General features: G+C 52.8%; 10 protein-coding genes. 6 read left to right on the forward strand and 4 right to left on the reverse strand.

Annotated elements, in window-relative coordinates; genetic code table 11:
* Positions 1-46 precede the first annotated feature (46 nt).
* Positions 47-835: an aminoglycoside adenylyltransferase family protein gene (locus tag OGV74_RS18040; RefSeq protein ID WP_286521313.1), complete on the reverse strand. Its 789-nt coding sequence runs from the start codon at positions 833-835 to the stop codon at positions 47-49.
* A gap of 175 nt (positions 836-1,010) precedes the next feature.
* Between OGV74_RS18040 and moeA the strand changes: the two genes are divergently transcribed.
* Together moeA and moeB are read left to right on the forward strand one after the other, a co-directional pair.
* The gene (moeA, locus tag OGV74_RS18045) at positions 1,011-2,246 is read left to right on the forward strand and encodes a molybdopterin molybdotransferase MoeA (RefSeq protein ID WP_003836978.1); all 1,236 of its coding nucleotides are present in this window, start codon (positions 1,011-1,013) and stop codon (positions 2,244-2,246) included.
* Positions 2,246-2,995: a molybdopterin-synthase adenylyltransferase MoeB gene (moeB, locus tag OGV74_RS18050; protein WP_003845450.1), complete on the forward strand. Its 750-nt coding sequence runs from the start codon at positions 2,246-2,248 to the stop codon at positions 2,993-2,995. The genes moeA and moeB overlap by 1 nt, the downstream gene beginning before the upstream one ends.
* A gap of 48 nt (positions 2,996-3,043) precedes the next feature.
* On the opposite strand, the gene OGV74_RS18055 is transcribed toward moeB, so the two are convergent.
* Positions 3,044-3,973: an Rpn family recombination-promoting nuclease/putative transposase gene (locus OGV74_RS18055; protein WP_086503867.1), complete on the reverse strand. Its 930-nt coding sequence runs from the start codon at positions 3,971-3,973 to the stop codon at positions 3,044-3,046.
* Between the two features lie 179 nt (positions 3,974-4,152).
* A complete protein-coding gene (fsa, locus tag OGV74_RS18060) occupies positions 4,153-4,815 on the reverse strand; it encodes a fructose-6-phosphate aldolase (RefSeq protein WP_032948908.1) in 663 nt (220 codons plus the stop codon).
* A 132-nt stretch (positions 4,816-4,947) separates the two neighbouring features.
* On the opposite strand from fsa, the gene OGV74_RS18065 reads away from it, so the two are divergent.
* From OGV74_RS18065 to OGV74_RS18080, 4 genes are all read left to right on the forward strand, one after another.
* Positions 4,948-5,847: a glycyl-radical enzyme activating protein gene (locus OGV74_RS18065; RefSeq protein WP_003035278.1), complete on the forward strand. Its 900-nt coding sequence runs from the start codon at positions 4,948-4,950 to the stop codon at positions 5,845-5,847.
* A 5-nt stretch (positions 5,848-5,852) separates the two neighbouring features.
* On the forward strand, positions 5,853-8,285 hold the full coding sequence (locus OGV74_RS18070; RefSeq protein ID WP_286521316.1) for a glycyl radical protein: 2,433 nt from the start codon (positions 5,853-5,855) through the stop codon (positions 8,283-8,285).
* A gap of 167 nt (positions 8,286-8,452) precedes the next feature.
* Complete coding sequence (locus OGV74_RS18075; RefSeq protein ID WP_086503866.1) at positions 8,453-9,268, forward strand: Cof-type HAD-IIB family hydrolase; 816 nt, start codon at positions 8,453-8,455, stop codon at positions 9,266-9,268.
* A 153-nt stretch (positions 9,269-9,421) separates the two neighbouring features.
* Positions 9,422-10,684 (forward strand): DUF1479 domain-containing protein, encoded by a 1,263-nt coding sequence (locus OGV74_RS18080; protein WP_048219222.1) that lies wholly within the window; start codon positions 9,422-9,424, stop codon positions 10,682-10,684.
* 143 nt (positions 10,685-10,827) lie between these two features.
* Here the strand turns inward: OGV74_RS18080 and OGV74_RS18085 are convergent, their stop codons facing one another.
* Positions 10,828-12,423, reverse strand: coding sequence for an ABC-F family ATPase (locus OGV74_RS18085; RefSeq protein ID WP_003035269.1), 1,596 nt, complete (start codon positions 12,421-12,423; stop codon positions 10,828-10,830).
* Positions 12,424-12,525 lie beyond the last annotated feature (102 nt).

Genomic DNA, 12,525 nt, shown 5'->3' on the forward strand with positions numbered 1-12,525 from the left:
TAGATGAGTTAATCAGAAAGGGGATCTTCCAACATCGTTGAATATATTATTCAAGCCGAACGGCAATCTGTTTTTTTGCATAAAACACAAAGCGTTCAACAGACTGCATAGACGCAGCCCAGTTCTTTTTAGTTAACCCCAGGTATTCCGCACGCGCGGCTTGCAGCGTGTCAGCATACTCAAAGGGTAATTGCGGTATAAGCCAGGAGGCGGCTTCATCTTTAGCGACAATATTGCCCGTAACCACGCTGTACCAAATACGCGCCAGAGTAAGGATGATATTTCGCTCGTCACCCTCTAAATCGCCCGTTTTCTGCCACATATCAAGAATATGCCGAAATGTTTGCACGACATCGCTAAAAGGAATGACGTTGAATAACGTCTCAGCGGCTTCACCGAACAACGCTACGCTGGCGCGCCTGGCCTGGGTCAGCAGGATGGAGAGATCAGGATCCACCTGTGTCGGTTCAACAATTCCCGCGCGAATATCGTCACGCAACCATTCGCCAAATTGCATTTCTCTTGACGGTGGGAATTGCCAGGGTACAAGTTGTGAATAGACCACGATGGTCACTTCCAGCGCCCGATATCTATCAACGCTACCAGGCGGGGCTGATATTTCCAGAAAACCCTGCATCAGATCATTTCTTTGCCGGGTATTAAGTGGCTGCCTAATGGTAACCAGTAAATCGATATCGCTTTGGGGCTTTAAGCCACCTTCAACAACAGAGCCATACAAATGAACAGCAACCAGATCGCCCTCGATAATCCGCGCAATCAGTGCACTGGCGGCATTCACCTGTCGTCGAATTGAATCCGGGATAGTCGCAGACATTTAGCCTCCTGGAGAAAAAGCAGAAATCATGAGTCTATACTGCATCTTTCCTGTAGCACTAATCTCTGGCAGAAAACCTGTATCAGATCTGATCCTAAGCCTGAGGTAGCATACTGTCCGCGTCCATTTTCTGACATAATGAGCGGATTCGATTTTGCCCCGCAGGAGTCTTCTCATGGAATTTACCGCCGGACTGATGCCGCTTGAAACGGCTCTTTCTCAGATGCTTTCGCGTATCACCCCACTCACCGCCGTCGAAACGCTGCCGCTGGTTCAATGCTTTGGCCGCATTCTGGCCACCGACGTCGTCTCCCCGATTGATGTGCCGGGATTCGATAACTCGGCAATGGATGGCTATGCGGTGCGATTAGCCGATTTACAATCAGACCAGCCTCTTGCGGTGGCTGGCAAAGCCTTTGCTGGACAGCCATTCCACGGCGAGTGGCCTGCGGGAACCTGCATCCGTATTATGACCGGAGCCCCGGTGCCTGCCGGTTGTGAAGCCGTGGTAATGCAGGAGCAAACGGAACAAACTGACGACGGTGTGCGTTTTACCGCCGACGTCCGCAGCGGACAAAATATTCGTTTGCGCGGTGAAGATATTGCAAACGGCGCGGTGGTATTCCCCACAGGAACTCGTCTGACAACCGCCGAGCTTCCCGTGCTGGCTTCGCTCGGTATTGCCGAGGTCCCCGTTGTGCGTAAAGTCCGCGTGGCGTTGTTCTCCACCGGTGATGAGCTGCAATTGCCGGGTCAGCCGCTGGGTGACGGGCAGATTTATGACACAAACCGTCTGACCGTTCACCTGATGCTGCAGCAGTTGGGCTGCGAGGTGATCAACTTAGGAATTATTCGCGACGATCCCAACGCGCTGCGGGCCGCATTTATCGAAGCCGACAGCCAGGCCGACGTCGTCATCAGCTCTGGTGGCGTTTCGGTAGGCGAAGCGGATTACACCAAAACCATTCTGGAAGAGCTGGGAGAAATTGCCTTCTGGAAGCTGGCCATCAAACCCGGTAAACCGTTCGCCTTTGGCAAACTGAGCAACAGCTGGTTTTGCGGCCTGCCGGGTAACCCGGTGTCTGCTGCCCTCACCTTTTATCAACTGGTACAACCGCTGCTGGCGAAACTCAGCGGCAACACCGCCTGTGGGTTGCCTCCGCGCCAGCGCGTACGCACCGCTTCACGCCTGAAGAAAACGCCAGGGCGTCTGGATTTTCAGCGTGGTGTATTGCAGCGTACCGCGGAAGGCGAACTGGAAGTCACTACCACCGGGCACCAGGGCTCACATATTTTTAGCTCCTTTAGCCAGGGCAACTGCTTTATTGTGCTGGAGCGCGATCGCGGTAACGTTGAGGCCGGAGAATGGGTTGAAGTTGAGCCATTTAACGCACTGTTTGGAGGCCTGTAATGGCAGAACTCAGCGACCAGGAGATGATGCGCTATAACCGGCAAATCATTCTGCGCGGCTTCGATTTCGAAGGTCAGGAAGCGCTCAAAGATGCGCGGGTACTGGTCGTTGGTCTGGGGGGACTGGGATGTGCTGCAACCCAGTACCTTGCTGGTGCTGGCGTCGGGCATTTAACCCTGCTCGACTTTGACACGGTATCCGTGTCAAACCTCCAACGCCAGACGCTGCACAGCGATGCAACCGTAGGGCAACCAAAAGTGATATCCGCCCGTGACGCGCTAACGCGGATTAACCCTTATATCGCCATTACGCCGGTGAATGCGCTGCTGGATGACAGCGAGATTCATGCGCTTATTGCCGAACACGATTTGGTGCTGGACTGTACGGATAACGTCAGCATCCGCAATCAGCTGAATGCCGGATGCTTTGCCGCCAGAGTTCCGCTGGTTTCCGGTGCAGCAATTCGCATGGAAGGGCAAATTACCGTCTTTACGTATCAGGAAGGCGAGCCCTGCTACCGTTGCCTGAGCCGTTTGTTCGGTGAAAACGCCCTGACCTGTGTAGAAGCCGGAGTGATGGCCCCGCTGATCGGCGTGATCGGCTCGTTACAGGCGATGGAAGCCATTAAGCTGCTGGCAAACTACGGTAAACCGGCATCCGGAAAAATCGTCATGTACGATGCCATGACCTGCCAGTTTCGCGAAATGAAGCTGATGTGTAATCCGGGGTGCGAGGTCTGCGGGCAATAAACGAAAGCCCCGGCGGCGTTTGTTATCCGGGGCTGAATTAATATACGTTCAATACGTCAGTGATTTAACGTCATCTTCAGAAAGCCCAGTAATCCTCGCGATGACCGCCCGTGGGAGACCATCGTCCAGCATTGAGTGAGCAATGCGTAACGCTTCCTCGCGACGGCCTTCAACCAAGCCTTTTTGCATGCCTTCCCGCATCCCCTTTCGCTGTCCTGCCCTACGTATTTTTTCCACAATATTCATTGTACTCTCCTTGTGTTCGGGTACCCGCTGCGCCAGCTTGCGCATAAATCGTCCAAAGCGCGGTTTGTGACCGTGCTGGATTAGCAGGTAATTAAACAGCGCTTTTAGCTGGCTGTCATTAGCGCTTCCGGTAACCAACAGCGCGGTCAGCTTGTCCACCAACCCCATCAAATCGCGCTGACGAATATGCTTTTGAATCAGTTCCAGAAGAGCAATGCGTCGGTGCTGCATGATCTCTTCATCTGGAACAACGGTAATATCTACCAGCGGAAAAGCTGACAGGTAGAGCTGACGTGCAAGTGTTGGATTATCAAACTCATCCAGCCAGCATAGAGAGAAGGGATAAGGTGTATCGATTCCGTGATAAAACAGCATCGGCACAACTAAAGGTAACGTATTATGCCCGGCGTCGAGGTGACTTTGCATTGCCGCTATCGCATAACGCATCAGGCGAAATGCCATATGAACATCCTGGCAGCTTTGATGTTCGATTACGACATAAATATAGCCGTGCCCTTCACTGGTTTTCATCGACCAAAGTACATCGGAATAATATGCACGTAAGTTATCCTCGATAAAACTGGTCGGTTGCAGCTTTAATGTCGAAAAATCGCACAGCGTTCGTAGCGTGGAGGGAAGATGGATTTCAATGAAATCGCGCGCCGTTTCCGGGTATTTTAAAAACGTTTTAAATAGCGCATCGTGCGGCGTGGATGTGGGTGATTTTTTCATGGCGGTCCGTCACCTGATTAACATGATGACACGACTGTACCTGCCATGATGACGGGTCGCATGCCGACTTTGTCGGTTTTACGAGAGGGATTCGCAGATAAAAGCGTACAACTGCAACACATTCATTTTGACGGAAACATGTACGCAATAATGCCGGGACTACATCCCGGCACTCTCGTTTAAATAGACGTGCGACCGAATGCGCTCTGCCAGTCGTGCTCAAACTTCGCGACGGCAGCATCAACTGCCGGGGAGCTAATCATCTGCTGAGCAACGTCCAGCGGTAGCGTGATGGACTCGCAGCCTGCCAGCAGGCAATCCAGCGCCTGACGCGGCGTTTTAAAACTGGCTGCCAGTACTTTGGCGTGCGGGGCATGCATTTTCAGTAACGTCTGCAGGTCGGTCACCGTCTGAATGCCATCCCCTCCTTGCGCATCCACGCGGTTAATGTATGGCGCAACATATTCCGCACCTGCCAGTGCAGCCAATAACCCTTGAGCTGCACCGTATACCGCAGTACCCAACGTCGGGATCCCTTCTTCTTTCAGCAATTTTATAGCCGCCAGACCTTCTGCTGTTACCGGCACTTTGACCACGATATCAGCAATGATTGCCCGCAGCTTACGCGCATCGCTAACCATCCCTTCGGCGGTGGTCGCCATCACCTGAGCAAACAGACGGCCTTGTCCTCCCATCGCTTCCTGCAGTTGCGGCAGTAGTACTTCCAGCGTCTGATTCCCCGCCGCCACAATACTCGGGTTAGTGGTCACCCCTGCCAGCGGGAAAATGCGCGCCAGAGCTTTTACCGCATCAACGTCAGACGTATCTAAATAGAGTTCCATAACCTTTCCTCAAACGAATAATTAGCATGAATAAAAGGTAGCACGGCGAAACCTCACGGTTAGTTGACGCACGTCAATATAACTTTCATTCGAAAGTAATTTAATCTTTATACGAAAGAAAAGAGGTCGCTTATGATTTTCAATATCCAGCGCTATTCCACGCATGATGGTCCCGGGATCCGTACTGTGGTGTTCCTTAAGGGATGCTCCCTGGGCTGTCGGTGGTGCCAGAATCCGGAAAGTCGCGCCCGTACGCAGGATCTGCTCTATGACGCACGCCTGTGCCTTGATGGTTGCGATCTTTGTGCTCAGGCAGCACCCGCAGTAATTGAGCGGGCACTAAGCGGGTTGCTGATTCATCGCGAAAAACTGACCGATGACGATCTGACGGCGCTGACCCACTGCTGTCCAACGCAGGCACTAACCGTCTGTGGAGAGGTAAAAAGCGTGGACGAAATCATGGCGACCGTATTGCGTGATAAACCGTTTTACGATCGCAGCGGAGGGGGCCTAACCCTGTCCGGTGGCGAACCGTTTATGCAGCCAGAGCTGGCGGCTTCTTTGCTCAAAGCCAGCCACGACGCCGGCATTCATACCGCAGTGGAAACCTGCCTGCATGTCCCGTGGAAGTATATTGAACCATCATTATCTGACGTCGATCTGTTTCTGGCCGATCTAAAACACGTGGCGGATGCGCCGTTTAAACAGTGGACCGATGGCAGCGCCTCTCGTGTGCTGGAAAATCTAAAAAAACTGGCCGCAGCTGGTAAAAAAATGATTATCCGCGTACCGCTGATTCAGGGGTTCAACGCTGACGAAGCCGCCATCCAGGCTATTACCGATTTTGCTGCCGACGAGCTTCACGTCGGGGAGATTCATTTTTTGCCCTACCACACCCTAGGTATCAACAAGTACCACTTACTCAGTCAACCCTACAACGCACCGGATAAACCGCTTGATGCGCCTGCACTGCTCGAATTTGCCCAGCAGTATGCCAGCCTTAAAGGTTTAACCGCGACCCTACGAGGATAATCGCCATGACCACTCTGAAACTGGACACACTCAGCGATCGTATCAAAGCGCATAAAACAGCCCTGATCCATATCGTGAAACCGCCGGTTTGTACCGAGCGCGCCCAGCACTATACCGAGATGTATCAGCAACATCTGGATAAGCCGATCCCGGTACGCCGCGCGCTGGCGCTGGCCCATCATCTGGCGGAACGCACCATCTGGATCAAGCATGACGAACTGATTATCGGTAACCAGGCAAGCGAAGTGCGCGCCGCGCCGATCTTCCCGGAATACACCGTCTCCTGGATTGAAAAAGAGATCGACGACCTCGCCGACAGACCGGGCGCAGGCTTTGCGGTAAGCGAAGAGAATAAACGCGTATTACACGAGGTGTGTCCGTGGTGGCGTGGTCAGACCGTGCAGGATCGCTGCTACGGGATGTTCACTGACGAGCAGAAAGGGTTGCTAGAAACCGGCATTATCAAAGCCGAAGGTAATATGACCTCCGGCGACGCACACCTGGCGGTGAACTTCCCGCTACTACTGGAAAAAGGTCTCGACGGCCTGCGCCACAAAGTCGATGAACGTCGCTCCCGCATCAATCTGACGTGTCTGGACGATCTCCACGGCGATCAGTTCCTGAAAGCGATTGATATCGTGCTGGAAGCCGTCACTTTACACATTGAGCGCTTTGCCGCGCTGGCGCGTAAAATGGCATCCACAGAAACGCGCACCAGCCGTCGTGATGAACTGCTGACCATGGCGGAAAACTATGATGTGATTGCCCATGAGCCACCAAAAACATTCTGGCAGGCGTTGCAGTTGTGCTATTTCATCCAGTTGATTCTGCAAATTGAATCTAACGGTCACTCAGTATCGTTTGGCCGTATGGATCAGTACCTCTACCCGTTCTACCGTCGTGACGTAGAACTGAATCAGAGCCTCGATCGTGAGCACGCCATTGAGCTGTTGCACAGCTGCTGGCTGAAACTGCTGGAAGTGAACAAAATCCGTTCTGGCTCCCATTCGAAAGCCTCAGCGGGCAGCCCGCTGTATCAGAACGTAACCATAGGTGGCCAGAACCTGGTCAGCGGTCAGGCGATGGATGCCGTCAACCCGCTCTCCTACGCCATTCTGGAGTCCTGTGGCCGCCTGCGTTCTACTCAGCCGAACCTGAGCGTGCGTTATCACGCGGGGATGAGTAATGACTTCCTTGATGCCTGCGTGCAGGTGATCCGCTGCGGCTTCGGGATGCCAGCCTTTAACAACGATGAAATCGTCATTCCGGAATTCATTAAGCTGGGCATTGAACCGCAAGATGCCTATGACTATGCAGCGATTGGTTGCATCGAAACCGCCGTTGGCGGCAAATGGGGCTACCGCTGCACCGGCATGAGCTTTATTAACTTTGCCCGCGTGATGCTGGCGGCGCTGGAAGGCGGACGCGATGCCACCAGCGGCAAAGTCTTCCTGCCGCAGGAAAAAGCGCTCTCAGCTGGCAACTTCAACAATTTCGATGAAGTGATGGATGCCTGGGATACACAGATTCGCTACTACACGCGTAAATCCATTGAAATCGAGTATGTCGTTGACACCATGCTGGAAGAGAACGTACACGATATTCTGTGCTCCGCGCTGGTAGACGACTGTATCGAACGCGCGAAAAGCATTAAGCAAGGCGGCGCGAAGTATGACTGGGTATCAGGTTTGCAGGTGGGTATCGCCAACCTCGGCAACAGCCTGGCAGCAGTGAAGAAACTGGTCTTTGAACAGGGCGCTATCGGTCAACAACAACTGGCCGCCGCGCTGGCCGATGATTTTGACGGTCTGACCCATGAGCAGTTACGCCAACGACTAATCAACGGCGCACCGAAATATGGCAACGATGACGATAGCGTTGATACGCTGCTGGCCCGCGCTTATCAGACTTATATCGATGAACTGAAACAGTATCATAATCCGCGTTACGGGCGTGGTCCGGTTGGCGGCAATTACTACGCCGGGACCTCGTCTATTTCTGCAAACGTGCCGTTTGGCGCAGCAACAATGGCAACGCCGGATGGCCGTAAAGCACACACTCCACTGGCAGAAGGCGCAAGCCCGGCTTCCGGTACGGACCATCTCGGCCCAACTGCGGTAATTGGCTCGGTGGGTAAACTGCCGACCGGTTCGATTCTCGGTGGCGTGCTATTAAATCAGAAGCTGAACCCGGCCACGCTGGAAAATGAGTCTGACAAACAAAAGCTGATGATTCTGCTGCGTACCTTCTTTGAAGAGCACAAAGGTTGGCATATTCAGTACAACATCGTTTCTCGTGAAACGCTGCTGGAAGCCAAAAAACACCCGGATCAGTACCGTGACCTGGTGGTGCGTGTAGCAGGTTATTCCGCCTTCTTCACCGCTCTCTCACCGGATGCACAGGACGATATCATCGCGCGCACTGAACATATGCTGTAACCCTCCCGCCCGGTGGCGCTGCGCTTACCGGGCTTACATACTCCCCCTTTAGCCGGGTAAGGCGAAGTTGCCACCTGGCGTTTTACTTTCATTCGAAATTAAATTTGTGCTTTAGCTCACATTGTTATTAAAATGTTTCTGGTCGCAGTTATGAGCCAGGAGCATATATGACCATCAAAGTTATCGTCACAGACATGGACGGAACTTTTCTCGACGACGCCAAGCAATACGATCGTGCACGCTTTATGGCGCAGTATCAGGAACTGAAGAAACGAGATATTGAATTTGTCGTGGCAAGCGGCAACCAGTATTACCAGTTGATCTCCTTTTTCCCGCAGCTCAAAGATGAGATCTCTTTTGTCGCCGAGAACGGGGCGCTGGTGTTTGAACATGGCAAACAGCTGTTTCACGGCGAGCTTACGCGCCACGAATCACGCATTGTCATTGGCGAACTGCTCAAAGATAAGCAACTCAACTTTGTGGCCTGTGGACTGCAAAGCGCCTACGTGAGCGAAAATGCCCCAGAGTCCTTTGTCGGTTTGATGTCAAAACACTACCACCGCCTGAAACCCGTCAAGGATTATCAGGATATCGACGATGTGCTGTTCAAGTTCTCGCTGAATTTACCGGACCAACAGATCCCGCTGGTTATCGATCACCTGCACACCGCGCTTGATGGCATTATGAAGCCCGTCACCAGCGGCTTTGGGTTTATCGACCTGATCATTCCAGGATTACATAAAGCTAACGGGATCAGCCGTCTGCTAAAACGCTGGAACCTGTCACCGCAAAACGTGGTCGCCATTGGCGACAGTGGCAATGACGCGGAAATGCTGAAGATGGCGCACTACTCTTTCGCCATGGACAATGCGGCAGAGAGCATCAAAGTGATTGCCCGCTATCAGACCGATGACAATAACCATCAAGGCGCGCTGAACGTAATTCAGGCAGTGCTGGATAACACTTCACCTTTTAACGCCTGATCCTGCCAACCGGGGTATCCCTCATCCCGGTTTTCACTCTTTTTCTATTTTGCTCACACCAGCAGGTTTTTAAACTTGCATTAACTAACTTTTAACTTATATTGTCACTTGTAATTAAATTTAGTTTCGAATGAAAGTTAATGCGAGGTGGTTATGGCTTTTACTTTTACCAGCGACACGTTGCCCGCCGATCACAAAGCGGCAATCCGTCAGATGAAACAGCAACTGCGGGCACAGCTTGGGGATGTTCAGTTGATCTTCAATCAGCTGAGCGATGCCATTGCCACCCGCGTGGCGGAAATCAACGCTCTCAAAGCGCAAGGCTCCCCGGTATGGCCTGTGTTGTCCTATGCGGATATCAAAGCGGGTCGCGTGAGTGCAGAGCAGCGTGAAGAAATTAAGCGTCGCGGATGCGCAGTCATTAAAGGGCATTTCCCCCGCGAACAGGCGCTGGCATGGGATCAGTCGATGCTTGATTACCTGGATCGCAACCATTTTGATGACGTCTACAAAGGGCCAGGCGATAACTTCTTCGGCACCCTGAGCGCATCGCGACCTGAAATCTACCCCATTTACTGGTCCCAGGCGCAGATGCAGGCCCGCCAAAGTGAAGAAATGGCCAATGCCCAGTCGTTCCTCAATCGTCTTTGGACATTTTCAAGCGAAGGTAAACAATGGTTTAACCCGGATGTCAGCGTTATCTACCCTGACCGTATACGCCGCCGTCCGCCGGGAACCACCTCCAAAGGGCTGGGCGCGCATACGGATTCCGGCGCGCTGGAACGCTGGCTGCTGCCTGCGTATCAGCAGGTATTTGCTCATGTTTTTAATGGCAAGTTGGCAGATTACGATCCGTGGCAGGCTGCGCATCGCACCGAAGTAGAAGAGTACACGGTGGATAACACCACCAAATGTTCAGTGTTCCGTACCTTCCAGGGCTGGACTGCGTTGTCCGATATGCTGCCAGGACAGGGATTGTTGCACGTGGTTCCGATTCCTGAAGCGATGGCGTATGTGCTGTTACGCCCATTGCTTGGCGATGTGCCGGAAGATGAGCTTTGTGGCGTAGCGCCCGGCAGAGTCCTGCCGATTTCTGCGCAATGGCATCCGTTGCTGATTGAAGCGTTAACCAGCATTCCACAACTGGACGCCGGAGACTCCGTGTGGTGGCATTGCGATGTGATTCACTCCGTCGCGCCTGTAGAAAATCAGCAGGGCTGGGGTAACGTTATGTATATCCCTGCCGCCCCGATGTGCGAAAAAAATCTGGCCTACGCCCACAAAGTGAAAGCTGCGCTGGAAAAAGGCGCATCGCCGGGTGATTTCCCGCGAGAGGATTATGAAACTAACTGGGAAGGACGCTTCACGCTGGAGGATTTGAATATCCACGGTAAACGCGCGCTGGGGATTATTTAATATGTAGCTTACGCAATTTTCCCTAAATATTTCGCGTTACAGGAAGGCGACCAGCCTGTAAATCCCCGGGAGCTTACATAAGTAAGTGACCGGGGTGAACAGGTGCAGCCAACACACCTGTAACACGAAAGACGACGGGTAAATTAACCGTCAATACCTTTACTACGCAGGTAATCTTCGTAGTTGCCGGTGAAGTCGATCACGCGTTCCGGCGTAATCTCAATCACGCGGGTCGCCAGGGAACTGACGAACTCACGGTCGTGAGAAACAAAGATCAACGTGCCCTGATACATTTCCAGCGCCATGTTCAGCGACTCGATAGATTCCATATCCAGGTGGTTGGTCGGTTCATCCATGACCAGGATATTCGGTTTCTGCATCATCAGCTTACCGAAAAGCATGCGTCCTTTTTCACCACCGGAGAGCACTTTTGCAGGTTTCTTGATATCGTCCTGGCTGAACAGCAGACGGCCAAGGAAGCTGCGCACAACCTGCTCATCATCGCCCTCTTGTTTCCACTGGCTCATCCATTCGAAGACGGTTAGATCGTTTTCAAACTCGTATTCATGATCCTGCGCGTAGTAACCCACCTGGGCGTTTTCAGACCACTTAACGGTACCGTTGTCCGGCTGCAAATCGCCAACCAACGTTTTCAGCATGGTGGATTTACCCACGCCGTTGGCACCAATGATGGCAACCTTCTCCCCTACTTCCAGCAGCAGGTTGAAGTTTTTAAACAGCGGACCTTCATCAAAACCTTTCGCCAGCGCTTCCACTTCCAGCGCGTTACGGAACAGTTTCTTATCCTGTTCGAAGCGGATGAACGGGTTCTGACGGCTGGACGCTTTCACTTCGTCGAGCTTGATCTTATCAATCTGACGCGCACGAGAGGTCGCCTGTCGAGATTTAGACGCGTTGGCGCTAAAGCGGCTGACGAAGGATTGCAGATCGGCAATCTGTGCTTTCTTCTTGGCGTTATCGGCCAGCAGACGTTCACGCGCCTGGGTTGCCGCCGTCATGTATTCGTCGTAGTTACCCGGATAAACACGCAGTTCGCCATAGTCCAGATCCGCCATGTGCGTACAGACCATGTTCAGGAAGTGACGGTCGTGCGAAATGATGATCATGGTGCTGTCACGCTCGTTCAGCGTCTGCTCCAGCCAGCGAATGGTGTCGATATCCAGGTTGTTCGTTGGTTCGTCGAGCAGCAGAATGTCCGGGTTAGAGAACAGCGCCTGCGCCAGAAGCACACGCAGCTTCCAGCCGGGCGCGACTTCGCTCATCGGGCCGTAATGCTGTTCTACCGGAATACCTACGCCCAGCAGCAGTTCACCCGCACGCGCTTCCGCAGAGTAGCCGTCCATTTCGCCATACTGAACTTCGAGATCAGCAACTTTATAGCCGTCTTCTTCGCTCATCTCAGCCAGGGCGTAAATGCGATCGCGCTCCTGCTTCACTTCCCACAGTTCAGCGTGACCCATGATCACGGTGTCAAGCACGGTGAATTCTTCAAAGGCGAATTGATCCTGACGCAGCTTACCGATGCGTTCATTCGGATCGAGGGAAACGTTGCCCAGCGTCGGTTCGAGGTCGCCGCCGAGAATTTTCATAAAAGTGGATTTACCGCTACCGTTCGCGCCAATCAGGCCGTAACGGTTGCCGCCGCCAAATTTGACGGAAATATTTTCAAACAGCGGCTTACTGCCGAACTGCATAGTGACGTTGCTGGAAACTAACACTGGCGTATCCTGAAAGAGAAAGAAATATGTGACAAACCGCTTATTATGCCATAAGTCTGCAAGAAGATCGCGTCTTCATGCGGAAGGGATAAAGTGAAACCA

This window comes from Citrobacter sp. Cf116, from assembly GCF_030336505.1.
In the GTDB taxonomy this organism is placed as follows: domain Bacteria; phylum Pseudomonadota; class Gammaproteobacteria; order Enterobacterales; family Enterobacteriaceae; genus Citrobacter; species Citrobacter freundii.